The organism is Aggregatibacter sp. Marseille-P9115 (assembly GCF_920939465.1).
Lineage (GTDB): Bacteria > Pseudomonadota > Gammaproteobacteria > Enterobacterales > Pasteurellaceae > Aggregatibacter > Aggregatibacter segnis_B.
Map to the genome: position 1 here is coordinate 1680006 of NZ_OV100759.1, position 16766 is coordinate 1696771.

General features: G+C 42.4%; 17 protein-coding genes and 3 tRNA genes. 18 read left to right on the top strand and 2 right to left on the bottom strand.

Annotated elements, in window-relative coordinates:
* The first annotated feature begins 91 nt into the window (after window positions 1-91).
* The 15 genes from ybgE (at window position 92) to recC (ending at window position 11409) form a co-directional block, all read left to right on the top strand.
* Window positions 92-379 carry a cyd operon protein YbgE gene (ybgE, locus tag LQ983_RS08080; protein ID WP_006719001.1) on the top strand — a complete coding sequence of 96 codons (288 nt, stop codon included), beginning with the start codon at window positions 92-94 and terminating at the stop codon, window positions 377-379.
* 113 nt (window positions 380-492) lie between these two features.
* Window positions 493-897, top strand: a complete 405-nt coding sequence (ybgC, locus tag LQ983_RS08085; RefSeq protein WP_006718999.1) for a tol-pal system-associated acyl-CoA thioesterase — start codon at window positions 493-495, stop codon at window positions 895-897.
* A 29-nt stretch (window positions 898-926) separates the two neighbouring features.
* Window positions 927-1616, top strand: coding sequence for a protein TolQ (gene tolQ, locus LQ983_RS08090; protein ID WP_111305323.1), 690 nt, complete (start codon window positions 927-929; stop codon window positions 1614-1616).
* An 85-nt stretch (window positions 1617-1701) separates the two neighbouring features.
* Window positions 1702-2124, top strand: coding sequence for a colicin uptake protein TolR (gene tolR, locus LQ983_RS08095; protein ID WP_006718996.1), 423 nt, complete (start codon window positions 1702-1704; stop codon window positions 2122-2124).
* Window positions 2125-2141: 17 nt separating this feature from the next.
* The gene (tolA, locus tag LQ983_RS08100) at window positions 2142-3281 is read left to right on the top strand and encodes a cell envelope integrity protein TolA (RefSeq protein WP_230622292.1); all 1140 of its coding nucleotides are present in this window, start codon (window positions 2142-2144) and stop codon (window positions 3279-3281) included.
* Window positions 3282-3314: 33 nt separating this feature from the next.
* Complete coding sequence (gene tolB, locus LQ983_RS08105) at window positions 3315-4595, top strand: Tol-Pal system beta propeller repeat protein TolB (protein ID WP_230622293.1); 1281 nt, start codon at window positions 3315-3317, stop codon at window positions 4593-4595.
* Window positions 4596-4609: 14 nt separating this feature from the next.
* Window positions 4610-5062, top strand: a complete 453-nt coding sequence (pal, locus tag LQ983_RS08110; RefSeq protein WP_006718991.1) for a peptidoglycan-associated lipoprotein Pal — start codon at window positions 4610-4612, stop codon at window positions 5060-5062.
* A 196-nt stretch (window positions 5063-5258) separates the two neighbouring features.
* A tRNA-Lys gene (locus LQ983_RS08115) sits at window positions 5259-5334 on the top strand.
* Window positions 5335-5358: 24 nt separating this feature from the next.
* Window positions 5359-5434 (top strand) — tRNA-Lys (locus tag LQ983_RS08120).
* A 25-nt stretch (window positions 5435-5459) separates the two neighbouring features.
* Window positions 5460-5536, top strand: a tRNA-Lys gene (locus LQ983_RS08125).
* 218 nt (window positions 5537-5754) lie between these two features.
* Entirely contained in the window at window positions 5755-6276 is a 522-nt protein-coding gene (locus tag LQ983_RS08130; protein WP_230622294.1) for a prepilin-type N-terminal cleavage/methylation domain-containing protein, read from the top strand.
* Entirely contained in the window at window positions 6263-7006 is a 744-nt protein-coding gene (locus LQ983_RS08135; protein ID WP_370636660.1) for a hypothetical protein, read from the top strand. The genes LQ983_RS08130 and LQ983_RS08135 overlap by 14 nt, the downstream gene beginning before the upstream one ends.
* Window positions 7003-7698: a DUF2572 family protein gene (locus LQ983_RS08140; RefSeq protein ID WP_230622296.1), complete on the top strand. Its 696-nt coding sequence runs from the start codon at window positions 7003-7005 to the stop codon at window positions 7696-7698. Before LQ983_RS08135 ends, LQ983_RS08140 begins: the two co-directional genes overlap by 4 nt.
* Entirely contained in the window at window positions 7673-7975 is a 303-nt protein-coding gene (locus LQ983_RS08145; protein WP_230622297.1) for a DUF5374 domain-containing protein, read from the top strand. Before LQ983_RS08140 ends, LQ983_RS08145 begins: the two co-directional genes overlap by 26 nt.
* A 38-nt stretch (window positions 7976-8013) precedes the next feature.
* On the top strand, window positions 8014-11409 hold the full coding sequence (gene recC, locus LQ983_RS08150) for an exodeoxyribonuclease V subunit gamma (protein ID WP_230622298.1): 3396 nt from the start codon (window positions 8014-8016) through the stop codon (window positions 11407-11409).
* Between the two features lie 2 nt (window positions 11410-11411).
* Here recC and rimI read toward each other — a convergent pair whose 3' ends face one another.
* Window positions 11412-11855: a ribosomal protein S18-alanine N-acetyltransferase gene (gene rimI / locus LQ983_RS08155; protein WP_230622299.1), complete on the bottom strand. Its 444-nt coding sequence runs from the start codon at window positions 11853-11855 to the stop codon at window positions 11412-11414.
* Window positions 11856-11867: 12 nt separating this feature from the next.
* Window positions 11868-12308 carry a DNA polymerase III subunit psi gene (locus tag LQ983_RS08160; RefSeq protein WP_230622300.1) on the bottom strand — a complete coding sequence of 147 codons (441 nt, stop codon included), beginning with the start codon at window positions 12306-12308 and terminating at the stop codon, window positions 11868-11870.
* A 67-nt stretch (window positions 12309-12375) separates the two neighbouring features.
* Between LQ983_RS08160 and rsmC the strand changes: the two genes are divergently transcribed.
* The 3 genes from rsmC (at window position 12376) to purH (ending at window position 16678) form a co-directional block, all read left to right on the top strand.
* The gene (gene rsmC / locus LQ983_RS08165) at window positions 12376-13380 is read left to right on the top strand and encodes a 16S rRNA (guanine(1207)-N(2))-methyltransferase RsmC (protein WP_230622301.1); all 1005 of its coding nucleotides are present in this window, start codon (window positions 12376-12378) and stop codon (window positions 13378-13380) included.
* 85 nt (window positions 13381-13465) lie between these two features.
* Window positions 13466-14887: a sucrose-specific PTS transporter subunit IIBC gene (locus LQ983_RS08170; protein WP_230622302.1), complete on the top strand. Its 1422-nt coding sequence runs from the start codon at window positions 13466-13468 to the stop codon at window positions 14885-14887.
* Window positions 14888-15076: 189 nt separating this feature from the next.
* Window positions 15077-16678 (top strand): bifunctional phosphoribosylaminoimidazolecarboxamide formyltransferase/IMP cyclohydrolase, encoded by a 1602-nt coding sequence (gene purH / locus LQ983_RS08175; protein ID WP_230622303.1) that lies wholly within the window; start codon window positions 15077-15079, stop codon window positions 16676-16678.
* Window positions 16679-16766: the final 88 nt, after the last annotated feature.

Sequence of the window (16766 nt, forward strand, 5' to 3'; positions counted from 1 at the left end):
ATTTGGGTCGTAGGCGTTTTATTCGCTGTAGGCGTGAGTGCAAAGATTACAATGAACAAAGAACGTTCAGGTAAATTTGACGAGTAATTGAATGATTAATTCATTGTATCAATTAGTAAATAAGGGTTCATTACGAACCCTTTCATTTATTTTAGCGCTGACTTTAACGGCGTTTTTCTTTTTTAACATTAACCAATTTTCAACGCAATTAAGAGCGGTCGAATTTTATTATGTTTTTATTTTGATCTGGAGCGTTGGGATTTTATGGATTCATGGTTTGGGCTTTGAGATCAGAGCAACGCTATGGCGTCTGATTTTTATGCCATGGATTGGTTATCTCGCAGCAATTATAAGTTTGTTGCATAATCTATTAACTTAAAATCAACGAGTTAATTTTTTAATAAGTGCAATTTCAAGCTTGCTAATCATTTTGCAGCACTCTAAAATAACCGACCTCCTGCTTTCTAAATTTCATTAAATGGAGAAGAAAAGTTGGAACAGAACGTTTTTCATTATTCTGCTCGTGTTTATTACGAAGATACAGATGCAGGTGGTGTGGTTTATCATGCACGCTATTTACATTTTTTTGAGCGGGCAAGGACAGAATATTTAAGAACATTTAATTTTTCCCAACAAGAATTGTTAGCAGAAAATAAAGGGGCTTTTGTCGTTAAATCAATGAATATTGATTACTGTTTTCCGGCAAAATTAGATGACTTGCTACAAATAGAAACGCTTGTCACAGAAATAAAAGGTGCGTCCATTATTTTCTCTCAAATTATTAAACGGAATGAATTAACGTTGTGTCGGGCTACCGTAAAGGTAGCCTATGTTGATCTTGGTAAAATGAAACCGGTGGCAATTCCATCGCAAATCAAGGCAACACTAGTCAATTAACTATTAGTGAGTTGTTTTCGGAGTATGCAATGACCTCAGAATTAAACTTTTTAGATCTCTTTTTAAAAGCCAGTATTGTGGTTCAATTAGTAATTCTCATTTTAGTGAGTTTTTCTGTTATTTCTTGGGCGATTATTATTCAACGTAGCCGAGTATTAACGAAGGCATTAAAAGAGTCTATGGCATTTGAAGACCGTTTTTGGTCTGGTGAAGATTTAAATAAATTATATGAAGGGTTATCTAATCGTCGTGATGGTTTAACCGGTAGTGAACAGATTTTTTATGTTGGTTTTAAAGAGTTTACTCGTTTAAAACAAGCAAACCCGGATGCACCGGAGGCGATTATTAAAGGTAGTACCCGTGCAATGAATTTATCTATGAATCGTGAAATTGAAGATATTGAAACTCGCGTTCCATTCTTAGCAACCGTAGCATCCATTAGCCCATATATCGGTCTTTTTGGTACGGTTTGGGGAATCATGCACGCTTTCATGTCCTTGAGTGGAGCAAAACAAGCTACATTACAAATGGTTGCACCGGGGATTGCAGAAGCATTAATTGCAACGGCAATCGGTTTATTTGCAGCAATTCCGGCGGTAATGGCTTATAACCGTTTGAGTTTACGCGTGAATAAACTTGAACAAAATTACGGTAATTTTATTGATGAATTTACGACAATCTTGCATCGCCAGGTTTTCGGTAAAAATCACCATAGTTAATTACTCATATTTTCAGCCGCACTTTGTGTTAAAAGTGCGGTCACTATTTTAGATGTTTTTTCGATTATAAGTTTAGAAGGTTGATATGTCTTATCGTCGTCAGCGCCGCGATATCAAATCTGAAATCAATATTGTTCCTTTTTTGGACGTGCTTTTAGTATTGGTTTTGATTTTTATGGCTACTGCGCCAATCATTAGCCAGAGCGTAGAGGTTGAATTGCCGGATGCCGTGCAAAGCCAAAACGTGTCTGCAGAAGACAGAACCCCGGTTATTTTAGAAGTTTCTGGTGTTGGTCAATATGCGATTTCAATTGGAGGAAATCGTACGGAAAATTTAACTGAAGATATGGTTACCCAGTTATCTAAACAAGAGTTTGATAAAGATAACAATACAATGTTCTTAGTTGGTGGCGCGAAAGACGTACCTTATGAAGAAGTGATTAAAGCACTTAATTTGCTTCATCTCGCCGGAATTAAGTCAGTTGGGTTAATGACAAATCCAATTTAATGAGATAGGTAACCATTGTGCAGAAAAAGCGACAAAAAGGTGATGTTAATGCAGTTGTGATTTCGGTCATAATGCACTTGATTTTGTTTGGTTTGCTTATCCTCAGTTCTTTGTACCACAATATTGATATTATGGGTGGTGGTGAAGGCGATGATGGCGAAGTGATTGGTGCTGTGATGGTAGATACCGGTTCTGCGGCTCAGGAGTGGGGACGAATTCAGCAGCAGAAAAAAGGCCAAGCTGACAAACAAAAGAAACAAGAATTGGAAGATAAAAAACAAGAAGAACAGCAACGTCAACAAGAGCTCGAGAAGAAAAAAGAGCAAGAAAAACAAAAACAACTTGCTGAGCAAAAGAAACAGCAAGAGGAAAAAGCTCGTTTAGAGGCATTAGAGAAACAAAAAGAAGCTGAAGAGGCGAAAGCTAAGCAAGCTGCAGAAGCCGCTAAATTGAAAGCTGACGCAGAAGCTAAGCGTTTAGCCGCTGCAGCTAAACAAGCGGAAGAAGAGGCAAAAGCAAAAGCCGCAGCAGTAGAAAAAGCAAAACAAGAAGCGAAAGCAGAAGCTGAAGCGAAGGCAAAAGCAGACGCCGAAGCCAAAGCAAAAGCTGAAGCGGATGCTAAAGCCAAGGCTAAGGCAGAAGCAGATGCTAAAGCGGATGCTAAAGCCAAGGCTAAGGCAGAAGCAGATGCTAAAGCGAAAGCCAAAGCTGATGCCAAGGCAAAAGCAGATGCAGAGAAGCGTAAGGCTGATCAAAATGCACTAGATGATTTCTTTAATGGTGGCGATCTTGGTGGCGGAAGTGCAATCAAAGGTGGAAATGCGAATAAACAAGGTAGTCAAGGTGCCGGAGCATCAATGGGAGCTGGTGATGGCGGTAAAACAGGTTCTGCATATGCAGGCGTTGTTTACTCTTCGATAAAACCTTATTTCCGTGGAGATACACGCTTTATAGGTAAAGTTTGCGATATTAAGATGGAAATTGCCAGTGATGGAACTATTTTATCGTATGAGAAAAAATCCGGGCCTAATGATTTGTGTGCAGCTGCATTAAATGCGATTGAGCAAGCTAAAAAAATGCGTAGAGCACCTACTCCGGAAGAGTATGAAATGTTTAAGAGCTTTACTCTTGGGTTTGACCCAAGAAAAGTGCGGTAATTTTTCACCGCACTTTGAACAATAGGAGAAAAAATGAAAAGAGTTATTCGAGTATTTAGCTTATTTATTATGCTATTAGGATTGACTTCTGTAGCTCGTGCAGAGGTTCGCATCGTTATTGATGAGGTTATGGATTCTGCACGACCTATTGCTGTTGTTCCGTTTAAGTGGAATGGACCGGGCAGTGCACCGGCAGATATTGCAGATATCATTGCATCAGACTTACGTAATAGCGGAAAATTTAATCCACTTTCTGTCAGTAAAATGCCTCAGCAGCCGACTACAGCTGCAGAAGTTAACCCTAGTGCATGGTCTGCATTGGGTATTGAAGCAGTAATCGTTGGACAAGTAACTCCGTCTAATGGTGGTTTTGATATTGCTTACCAATTAGTCGATACCATGGGAAGTGCGGGTTCGATTTTGTCTCAAAACCAATATACGGTGACTCAAAAATGGGTTCGTTACGGGGCGCATACGGTGAGTGATGAAACCTTTGAGAAACTAACAGGGATTCGTGGCGCATTTCGGACTCGTATTGCTTATGTCGTGCAAAAGAATGGTGGATCACAACCTTATGAGGTCCGCGTAGCCGACTATGATGGTTTTAACCAATTTATTATTAATAAGAGCTCGCAGCCTTTTATGTCGCCGGCATGGTCTCCGGATGGCAAAAAATTAGCGTATGTTTCTTTTGAAAATAAAAAAGCACAAATTATTCTGCAAGATCTTGGTTCAATGGCACGTAAAGTGATTGCTTCATTTCCAGGACACAATGGCGCTCCTGCCTTCTCACCAGATGGCTCAAGATTAGCATTTGCCTCTTCAAAAGACGGCGTATTGAATATTTATGTAACAAATTTGGGTAGTGGACAGGTTTCTCAGTTAACCAGTGGATCAGGTAATAACACCGAACCTTCTTGGTCGCCTGATGGGCAGTCAATCGTGTTCACATCCGATAGAGGCGGCTCTCCGCAAGTTTATCGCATGAGTGCATCCGGTGGTGGAGTATCTCTTGTTGGTGGACGTGGTAGTGGTCAAATCAGCTCAGATGGTAGTACGTTAGTAATGATCGATGGAAGTAATAACATTGTGAAACAAGATTTGGTTTCAGGTGGTTCTGAGGTACTGAGTTCAACTTTTTTAGATGAAAGTCCGAGTATTTCACCAAATGGTATTATGATTATTTATAGCTCTACCCAAGGCTTGGGAAAGGTGCTACAATTAGTGTCCACAGACGGACGCTTTAAGGCACGTTTACCAGGGAATGATGGACAAGTTAAATTTCCAGCTTGGTCACCATACTTAACTAAATAAACAAGGAGAAATCAATGAATAAATTTACTAAAGCATTGTTAGTTGCTGGTTCAGTAGCTGTATTAGCTGCTTGTGGATCATCAAAAAATGAAAGCGCAAACGGCCAAACTTTTGGTGGTTACTCTGTTCAAGACTTACAACAACGCTACAACACTGTATATTTCGGTTTCGACAAATACAATGTTGAAGGTGAATATGCTCAAATCTTAGATGCTCATGCTGCATACTTAAATGCAACTCCAGCAACTAATGTACGTATTGAAGGTAATACTGACGAACGCGGTACTCCAGAATACAACATGGCATTAGGTGAACGTCGTGCTCACGCAGTACAAAGTTTCTTAACTGCTAAAGGTGTACAAGCAGGTCAAATCTCTACCGTTTCTTACGGTGAAGAGAAACCAGCAGTATTAGGTCATGATGAAGCAGCTTACGCGAAAAACCGTCGCGCTGTGTTAGCATACTAATTTTTGCTATTTAAAATTAAAAAACCGGGTATTAGCCCGGTTTTTATTTTTTGGTGGAATTTACTATTCAGATTTTTAATGAGAATCCCACATATTTCATTATCTTTATTTTGATGCATATTCAAGCGAATAAATAAAAAAATAAAATTTTTTATTGATTATTGAAATAAAATCAGTATTATAAGCCCTCGTCGTTGGGTCGTTAGCTCAGTCGGTAGAGCAGCGGACTTTTAATCCGTTGGTCGAAGGTTCGAATCCTTCACGACCCACCACTTAATAAAATACCCCTTTCTAGAGGGTCGTTAGCTCAGTCGGTAGAGCAGCGGACTTTTAATCCGTTGGTCGAAGGTTCGAATCCTTCACGACCCACCAATTTAAAGCTGTATTTCCCAAATATGGGTCGTTAGCTTAGTCTGGTAGAGCAGTGGACTCTTAATCCATTGGTCATAGGTTCGAATCCTATACGACCCACCACTGAAACCCTTTATACATCATATAAATTTATAATTCTAAATTAATGTCCAGATACGATATCTTTTTTATTTGTGTCGTAAATGTGACGTAGTTTTTTGTTCCCTTGTTAATTTTTCTCCAAATTAATTTTACTTTGCGATCTTACTCGCAAAATTTGCCTTTCTCCATGTTTTAGCTTTTCTTATTTCCTTAAAGTGCGGTCAAAAAAAGGAACGTTTATGCAAAAAGGCTTCACTTTGCTGGAAATGTTAATCGCACTTTTCATTCTTAGTTTATTGTTGATGCTTGCTTTGCCCACATGGCAGCAATCTTCACAGCAGAATATCTTACAAAAAGAGCAGCAAAAGCTTTATGCGTTTTTACGTCAAATTCAAGCTCGCGTGGAGAATTCTTCTGATATCTGGTTTCTTATAGCAAGTCGCGATTTGTCAGGAAAACGTTGGTGCTTAACGGCGCAGATTAAAAATCATCATCTATGTGACTGTTTATCTCCTCGAGGTTGTCCACAACATGTTTCTGCGCATTTTTATTATCCGGCTTTCTCGGACACAATGTTGATTAGCAAGCGTTATTATCCTCTGGAACTCACGCGTTTAAGTGGCATTCGTAACACCGCGTCCACAGCCTGTTTTGTGTTGCAAGCGAATCATCAACGAACCCTCTTTTCGTTTTTTAATGTGGGCAGTTTGAAATTAAAAGATAACCAATCCTTAAGTGCTTGTGTAAATGATGAAGAATAGAATGAGGTTAAAACAAAAATGCCTTTCAGGGCAAAGTTTAGTGAGTTTAATGCTTTCGATATCCCTTTCTTCGTTTTTATTCTTGGTGATTTTGCAGTTTTATAGCCAACATCAACAACAAAATCGGGAAATGCTTTTGCGTTTGCAGTTACAAACGGAGCTGCAGCGTGTGATTCAGCTCATCGGAAAAGATTTGGCGCGAGCCGGTTTTCGTGCGGCGAGCGATAAGTTAACAAAAGATAATCTGTCCTTATTTGAACAACAGAGTGAGCCCTCTGCAATGACTATCGCTCAAATGAACTCGGAGAAAAGCAACAGTTGTGTCGTCTTTTTCTATGATCTGAATGTGGATGGTTGCATAGGCGGGCAATATAAAGGCGATACCTGTCTTACGAATGGGAAAAATGCAACCAAGGAAATTGAACGGGAATTATTTGGTTACCGACTTCATCAAAAAATGCTAGAAACTCGCTTAACCTATAAAAGTGCGGTCAAACAAAATTGCAGTTTTGAAGATTGCCAACGTTATACCCAACAATCTGCCTGTAATCACGGCGGCTGGGTGGATTTGTTAGATGAAAAAGAATATGAAATTTCTGATTTAACTTTTACTTGGTTAGCGGAACAAAAAGGCATTGAAGTACGTTTAATTGGCAATTTAAAGCAGCATAAGAAAATAAGTTACGAAACCGCCATCGTTGTGTTCCTATTAAACAGAGAAGAATCATGATAACGCCTCAACGCGGCATAATGACTATTACCTTATTGATATTACTCAGTGGGTTTTTACTCCTTACCATGCTGTTTAATGATGATTTACTTCGTTTGTATTCATCTATTGTCGCTCAGCGACATCTGTATGTGGAGCAGCAGTTATCCCTACAACAACTCAGTTTTAACGAGAAAAAGTCGCGCTGCGAAAAGCTTTCTACACAAGAAAACGGAGATACCTTTCTAGTGACCTTTCGTTTGGAGAATAATCGATTAGCGGATGGTTTGAGCCATTATGTGTGGTGCCGGCGCGATAAATTATTTCAAAAACAGCCGGTGCGAAACCAACATGAAAAATTGTTTGACCAATTTATTTCCGAAGAAGGGCTTGCGCTTTTTCGTCAACAATTACAGTCTCCACCGCTAATTTTAAGCAAGTCGTCGCCTGCGGCATTGTATTGGTTCACGGCGAATGAAACCGAATGGGAGATTGATAAAAACGTGAATGCGGTGATTGTCGCCGAAGGCGATTTACATATTCGAGGGCAAGGTAAAATTAGTGGTTCGATTATTACCAAAGGACGATTGACGTTAGATGAAAATATTAAAGTGACTTATTCCAAAAGTACGGTTACTCAGATCGTGCAACAATACAGCCGTTGGCGCTTAGCAGAGAAGAGTTGGTATGATTTTGTTGTTCCCCAAAATTAATCAGAAAGGCATGAGCTTGCTGTCCTTGTTAGTGACCTTATCTATATTCAGCGGGCTTTTCCTCACGTTTAACCAATGGGGAAATTTACAACGCAAAAGTGCGGTGGAAATTTATCAACGTTTTCAAGCCATTCAAATTGTTGAGAATCAACATCAACGGCGTTTTCTTGGGTTGCCTTGTGAATCGAACGTGCTACAAAATCAAATTCGTTTTCGCGTTACGTGCACGCAAAATCAGGTCACGGTGAAATATCCTCGCGGTGAAATTAGTTTATAATAGCGCAAATTATAGTTGGGCTTATTTCCGGAGGCGGCGTGTTTACTGTTTATCATTCGAATCAACTTGAGGTGCAAAAGGACATTCTCGTTGAATTAATTCAACGTCAACCGCTGAGCAATCCATTACAGCCGGAAACCGTGCTGGTACAAAGTCCGGGCATGGCACAATGGTTACAGTTACAAATTGCAGAGCCAAAAGGTATTGCGGCGAATTTTGCTTTCCCGATGCCCGCCAGTTTTATTTGGCAGCTTTATGCGGAAAACTTGCCTGATGTGGCGCAAAGCAATCAGTTTAATAAAAATGCCATGATGTGGCGTTTGATGCGTTTAATTCCTCAATATTTAGAGCAAGAGGCTTTTCATCCTTTACGCCATTATCTGACGCACTCTGTTCAATCGGAGCAATTTAAACTCTACCAACTTGCCGGGAAAATCGCCGATTTATTCGACCAATATTTGGTTTACCGCCCGGACTGGATTGCCGCTTGGGAAGCGCACCAAGAGGCAGATATTCATCATCAAATTGAAGCTCAACCAAATTTCAATAATGATCGTTTATCGGCACAGATTGAACAAAATATCGCATGGCAGGCGAGCTTGTGGCGGGCTTTAGTGCAGGCGGTAAAAACAGAAACCGGATTAGATTTGGTACAACACCGAGCGCATTTACACCAATTATTGTTAGAAAAACTCCGTAAAAATCGACCGCTCTTTTTGCCGGAACGCCTTTTCATTTTCGGTATTCCGGCGTTGCCAAAAGCCTATTTAGAAATTTTTCAAGCCATTAGCCAGTATTGCGATGTGCATTTGTTCTTCAATAATCCTTGTGAGGAATATTGGGGCGACATTGTGGATCCAACATTTGTTGAAAAATTAGCACTACGCACTCGAACCGATTATTTCAACCAGGTTAATAAACCGTTGTTATCCGCAGACCAAATGGCGCAGGTAGAACAGCAATGGGAAGTGACTTACGCACAAGAAAAATTGCAAGTCGGCAACCCCTTGTTGGCTTCATGGGGGAAATTGGGACGCGATTTTTCTTATTTATTAACGCAATTGGAACCGAATGAGATTTCTGCCTACGCGGAGATTGAACCGAAGAATTTATTGAGTCAAATTCAACATCAGATTTTGCACCTTATACCGAGTGGCAGTGAGCCGTTAAACTATCAAGAAAATGACTGCACTTTAACCTTCCATGCTTGCCACAGCACGATGCGGGAAGTGGAAGTCTTGCAGGATTATTTGCTGCATTTATTACAAGAAAATCCCCATTTGACCCCCAAAGACATCATCGTGATGGTGGCGGATATTGATAAATACACCCCTTATATTCGCGCGGTTTTCGGGCAACATGCTACGCCGCAAACCGCCATTCCATTTTCGATTTCTGATAACAAATTATCGGAAAATGATGTGATTATTGCCGGTTTCCTCTCTTTATTGCAGCTCAAAGAAAGTCTTTTCAGTGCAGAAGATGTGTTAGCGCTGTTAGATGTGCCGGCAATACGCCAACGCTTTAATATTGAATTGCAGGATTTGGCGCAAATTCGCGATTGGGTGAAAAATGCCGGCGTGCGTTTTGGTTTAGAGAAACAAAGTGCAGAACCTCATGGTGAAGTGCAAAGCAACTACAATTCCTGGCAAGCCGGTTTGGAACGCATGTTGTTGGGGTATGCCTTACGGGAAGAAAATGGTATTTGGCAAGACAGTCTTGGATTGGACAACAGTTTCGGCTTAAAAGGGCAGCTAGCAGGGCAACTGGCTGAGTTTATCGCCGCATTATCAGATTGGTTCAAAACGTTGCAACAGCGCTATTCCGTGGCGCAATGGCAACAACATTTGTTGACCTTAACGGATCGTTTCTTTGCTGCGACAACGGAAACCGAGGAAACCTTATTTTATATTAAAGACGTGATTCAGCAATTTGCAGAACAGTTACAGGACGCGCATTTTGATGAACTCTTGGGCGTTGATGTTGTGGCGGATATCATGAATAGCGCTTTAGAAGAAAACCCGAATCATTACCGTTTTTTAGCTGGCAAAGTGAATTTCTGCACGTTGCTGCCGATGCGTTCTATTCCATTTAAAGTGGTCTGCCTGCTCGGTATGAATGACGGTGAATACCCACGTCAACAGCCGCCAAATAGTTTTGACTTAATGCAGTATCACCGTATTAAAGGCGATCGTGCGCGCCGTGATGATGATCGTTACTTGTTCCTTGAGGCTTTGTTATCTGCGCAGGAATATTTGTATATCAGCTACATCGGGCGTTCTATTTCAGATAATCAAGAACGTGAGCCCTCCGTATTGGTGAGCCAATTGTTGGATTACATCGTGGAAAATCTGCCGGATGAAGGCAAGGATTGGCGGACATTGCTGGTGCAACAACACGGCATGACGGCATTCAGTCGAAAAAACTTTGAAAAAAATGACCGCACTTTTAGCCAATCTTTTGCGCAACAATGGTTGCCTTTGGTGAATTCTCAATCTAATCAAGCATTGTCGGATTTTATTCAACCGGCGATAGCGCAGGATGGTTTCGAACAAGAAACGGAGATTGAATTTTCTCGTTTGGTGGCGTTTGTGAAAAATCCGGTGAAATTTTTCTTTGAGCGTCGCCTCGGTGTGAATTTTTCCGAGCAGGAAGAAAGTATCGCCGACGGTGAAAATTTCGTTTTGAATAATGGCTTAGAGAAATATCTGATTCATGCGGACTTGGTGGATGTCGATGAACACCAAATCGACGCGTTTTTTGATCATTTGAAGGTGAAAGGCGTATTGCCAAGAGGCGAATTTGCGACACTCTACGCCAATAAATTATTGGATGAAGTGGCGGAATTTAAACACTATATTGCTGATTATGTGGAACAAACGCCACAAAACCGTTTTGTACAAATGACCTTGCCGACGGCATTCGGTAATATCACCTTATCAGGCAATATCTCCCATTTATATGGCGACCCGTTACAGCGTGTGACTTGGCGCATGGCAACCGTCAAAGACAAAGATCGTATTGAAGCTTGGTTATATCATTTATTGTTGTGTGCCACGCAGCCACAGCCGACAGAATCCCTTTTCCAAGGCAAGGACAAACGCGAGATTTTTCAGGTGGTATCTCAACAGGATGCCCTTGCGCAGCTGCAAATTTATGTAGAAAGCTATTTAGCCGGATACGCACAATTACAGCTAATTCCGACAACGGGCATTGATGCGTATTTGGAACTGATTTCCAATGAAAGTGCGGTCGATGTTGAACAATGTTTTGCGCGGCTAACCAAAATTGCCGAAGGGGATGATTATTCCCGTGGCGATTTATATTGGCAACGCGTGCTGGTACAAACGCAGGAATTAGACTTGGCGTGGATAAATCAGCAGGTGAAGGCGTGGTTTGCACCGATGTTGCAAGCAATTAAGAGGGAAAAATAGTCTTATAAATAGGCCGCCATGACCACGGCATTTTCCCGTTTGCCATCAGGGGTAGGGTAATAGTTTTTACGGATATCCACTTGATTAAAGCCCAGCGAATCATAAAGCGCTTGGGCTTTTTTATTGGATTCGCGCACTTCTAGCCACAATGTCAAAATGCCTTTTTGTCTGAGTTGGGTGATGAGCTCGTTTAAGAGTTGTCGTCCGAGTCCCAAACCTTGTTTTTGCGGATCGATAGCAATATTAAACAGGGTGGCTTCATCTAGTACGGTCTGACAAATAGCAAATCCGTAAATCTGATGGCCTTCGGCGATCTTTAAATTGAGATAACGCTCGCCTTGGTTGTTTTTCAACGTGCCTAAACTCCAAGGCACGGCGTGAGCCGCCTGCTCAATGGCATAAAGTTCGTCAAAGTCTTGTTCTTCAATCAGCGAAATGGTTATCACGACAGATCCTTGTTATTCGGCATTGATGGAAGGGGATTGTTGAATGGTTTGCCAAAATTGACGCTTTGCCTGCGGATTTTGTTTAAATTCCTCAAGATCATCAGACTGCCAGACATTTAACGGTTGTTGGAGAGGTAAAGTGCGGTCGTTTTTCGCTGTGTTTTTAGAAAGCAACCAATAACTGACTTCGTGGTTGACTTGCAAATAAGTAAGCTGCTCAAACGTAATGTTTAATACTTGCTCGCTATTAAGCGTCAAGCTGCGTAACACATCCTGCACAACAGGCTGTTGCAACAGATTTTGCTGACTGACGATCACTAGACGAATATGCTCCGGCACGGCAATATTGATAGCGCCCAGCAACACATCAGGGCGATGGAGCTGCCATTGGCTGATGCCCATTTGTTGCAGTAATACATCTCGACGGGAGTAAGGTTGGCGCGTTTCTTGCATATCTAAAATCAATTCAATCCAGTATAATGGGCGCCCATTTTAACCAATAAGGCAGAGGATTAATAGCGTGATTTGTGCAGAAAGCGAAGTGCTGGAACGGCATTTAGATTTTTTAACGGGGAAGTCGTTATTGCTTACGGGAGCCGTGAACGATGAGTTTCTTTCCGATTTACGACGCCAAGGTTTTAACGCCCGTGCTTGGAGTTGGTATTTTGATTACGCCAACCGAGAAAATCAAAAGCAACAAAGTGCGGTGGATTTTTCCCTCGAATTTCAACGCCAAGCCGATTTGATCCTGTTTTATTGGACGAAGAACAAGCAGGAATGCCATTTCCAATTAATGCAAATTCTCGCCAAAAGTCCGGTGGGACAAGAAATACTCATTGTCGGCGAAAATCGTAGCGGCGTACGTTCAGCCGAAAATATGCTTGCGGACTTCGGCGATATTCACAAAATCGACTCTGCCCGTCGTTGTAGTTTGTATCATTTTCAGCTAAAAAATCCACCGCACTTTGATCTGAATTCCTTCTGGAAATCCTACCAATCACCACAACTTGCCGATGTCACTGTGTATGCGTTACCGGGCGTCTTCAGCGCAGCCGAACTGGATGGCGGCACCGCATTATTGTTGACCACGTTAAAAAACGTGTCGGGCGATGTGCTGGATATCGGTTGTGGCGCCGGCGTGATTGGCAGCTACATTCAAAAACATCATCCGAAAACCAAGCTTGCGATGACGGATATTCACGCCATGGCGCTTGAATCGGCACAGCGAACGTTGCGAGAAAATCAGTTGCAAGGCACGGTGTTGGCAAGCGATGTGTTTTCTCATGTGGAAGGTAAATTTGACCTGATCATTTCCAACCCGCCTTTTCATGACGGCATTGATACCGCCTATACCGCCGTTAATGAATTGATTAAACAAGCAAAATGGCATCTTAAAACCGGTGGTGAATTGCGCATTGTAGCGAATGCCTTTTTGCCTTATGCCGACTGGCTGGATCAACATTTCGGCGGCCATGAGGTATTGGCGAAAAATAACAAATTTAAGGTGTATTCAGTGCGCGGATGAGTGAATCCTGCACTAAATTTTGCTGGCTCGGCAAAACCCTTTTAGCTAGAATTCTACCTATTATTTACTACTTCGGGAGAAGACTATGAACTTTCCTAAAATCGCCCAACAAGTGATTGAAAAACTTGGCGGCAAAGAAAATATTGTCACGGCGGCTCACTGTGCTACCCGTTTGCGTATTGTGCTAAATGATGAAAGCAAAGTGGACAAGGAAGGCATCGACAATATTGAGGGGGTAAAAGGGCAGTTTGCTGTTGCCGGGCAATATCAAATTATTTTTGGTTCCGGTACCGTGAATAAAGTCCACGCTGAATTAACCAAATTGCTGGGTATCGGCGATGTGAGTAAAGCGGAAGTGGCAGAAGCGGCTGGCGGTAATCAAAGTTTGTTGCAACGTTTGGTGAAAGGTTTAGCGGATATTTTCGTACCGATCATTCCGGCCATTGTGGCAGGCGGTTTGTTGATGGGTATTTACAGCATGCTCACCGCCAAAGGGTTCTTTGTGGATGAACTCAGCGTCATTGACATGCATCCTGAACTCAAAGATTTAGTAGATTTCATTAACACCATTGCAAACGCACCATTTGTGTTCTTGCCCGTATTGCTTGGTTTTTCTGCCACCCGTAAGTTTGGCGGAAATCCATTCCTTGGGGCTGCATTAGGGATGTTATTGGTTCACCCGGCACTGGCTGACGGTTGGAACTATGCTTTAACGCTGGCAGAAGGCAAAATCCAATATTGGAATGTGTTTGGTTTGGAAATTGAACGAGTAGGTTACCAAGGCACTGTGATCCCAACCTTAATTTCCGCTTGGGTGTTGGCAACGTTAGAAAAAACGTTTCGTAAATTTGTGCCGTCTTATTTAGATAATTTGGTCACACCGTTATTTTCCTTGTTTATCGCCGGCTTCTTGGCGTTTACCCTCATTGGCCCAATCGGACGTGAAGCAGGTTCATTAATCGCGGCAGGGTTAACCTGGTTATATGACACATTAGGTTTTATCGGCGGTGCGATTTTCGGTACCTTCTACGCACCCATCGTGATTACCGGTATGCACCAAACTTTCATTGCGGTGGAAACCCAATTATTGGCGGAAATGGCACGCACCGGCGGTACCTTTATTTTCCCAATTGCGGCAATGTCTAACATTGCGCAGGGAGCCGCCTGTTTGGGCGTGGCATTCGCTTTAAAAGATCCAAAAGTACGCGGCTTGGCCATTCCTTCAGGCATTTCTGCGTTGCTGGGTATTACCGAGCCGGCCATGTTCGGGGTGAACTTGCGTTATCGTCAAGCCTTTATCGCGGCGATGATTGGTTCCGGTCTGGCAAGTGCCTTCATTGCCTTCTTTAACGTCAAAGCCATCGCCCTTGGTGCGGCAGGTTTTTTAGGTATTCCGTCGATTAAACCTGATAGCCTTGCGATGTATAGCATTGGTATGGCCATTTCCTTTATTGTGGCGTTCAGCCTTTCCACGATTTTAGTGAAACGGGCACAAGCCAAAGCATAGTTTGCCAACCTTGAGAAAGCACGAATTTGTGAAAGCGGATTCGTGCTTTTTCTTTTGCACAAATATAAAAATGCCTTTAAAAACGACCGCACTTTTTTACAAATTTTTCGTGCATTTCTACATAAACGCAAACGTTTGCGTTATAATACGCCACCTCCAATTTACTTCATAAATCAAAGGAAATTATTCATGCAATCAACTCGTCCCATTCGCCAAGCATTGCTTAGCGTGTCCGATAAATCCGGTATTGTGGAATTCGCCGAAGGCCTCGTAAAACGCGGTGTTAAACTGCTTTCTACCGGCGGTACGGCAAAACTTTTAGAACAAAACGGCTTGCCGGTAACCGAAGTGTCCGATTACACCGGTTTCCCGGAAATGATGGACGGTCGCGTGAAAACCTTACATCCGAAAGTGCACGGTGGGATTTTAGGTCGTCGTGGCACGGATGATGCCATCATGCAGCAACACGGCATTGAAGGCATTGATATGGTGGTGGTGAATTTATATCCTTTTGCCGAAACCGTGGCGAAACCAAATTGCACGTTAGAAGATGCCGTGGAAAATATTGATATCGGTGGTCCAACCATGGTGCGTTCCGCCGCGAAAAACCATAAAGATGTGGCGATTGTTGTGAACAATCAGGATTTTGATGCCATTCTTGCCGAGATGGATCAGCATCAAAACAGCTTAACCCTGGAAACCCGTTTTGATCTTGCTATCAAAGCATTTGAACACACCGCCCAATACGATTCCATGATCGCGAACTATTTCGGTCAGTTGGTGAAACCTTATCATGTTGCCGCTGAAGAAGATGCGGAGGCGAAGTGCGGTCAATTCCCGCGGACTTTAAATTTGAATTTCGTGCGTAAACAAACCATGCGTTACGGCGAAAATTCCCACCAAAATGCCGCATTTTATGTGGATCTTAATGTAAAAGAAGCGAGTGTGGCAACGGCAAACCAACTGCAAGGTAAGGCTTTGTCTTATAACAATATTGCCGACACCGACGCAGCCCTTGAATGTGTAAAAGAATTTGATGAGCCGGCATGCGTGATTGTTAAACACGCCAATCCGTGTGGTGTGGCTTTAGGCAAAGACATTTTAGAGGCTTACAACCGTGCCTATCAAACAGACCCAACCTCAGCCTTTGGCGGCATCATTGCTTTTAACCGTGAATTAGACGAAAAAACCGCAAATGAAATTGTAGAACGTCAATTTGTGGAAGTGATTATCGCCCCGAAAGTGTCTGCAGAAGCTATTGAAGTGGTGAAACGTAAGAAAAATGTACGTTTGCTTGAATGTGGAGAATGGCAAGCACGTACCCAACGTTTAGATTTCAAACGCGTGAACGGTGGTTTGTTAGTACAAGATGCGGATTTAGGCATGGTGGGCTTGGATGACTTAAAAGTGGTCAGCAAACGTCAACCGACCGAACAAGAATTGAAAGATTTATTATTCTGCTGGAAAGTGGCGAAATTTGTGAAATCGAATGCCATTGTTTACGCCAAAGATAACCAAACCATCGGCATTGGCGCAGGCCAGATGAGCCGTGTATATTCTGCGAAGATTGCGGGTATTAAGGCTCAGGATGAAGGTTTAACCGTAGCCGGTTGTGTGATGGCATCTGACGCCTTTTTCCCATTCCGTGATGGCATTGATGCGGCGGCGAAAGTGGGCATTCAATGCGTGATTCATCCGGGTGGCTCAATGCGCGATCAAGAAGTGATTGATGCGGCAGATGAGCATAATATGGTGATGGTATTGACCGGAATGCGGCATTTCCGTCATTAATTTATGTCGTCACTTCGCTCAATGAGCGACTTACTTTTTTACTTATCCCCCCCTCTTTCGTAAAGAGGGGGCTGGGGGGGAGATTTAA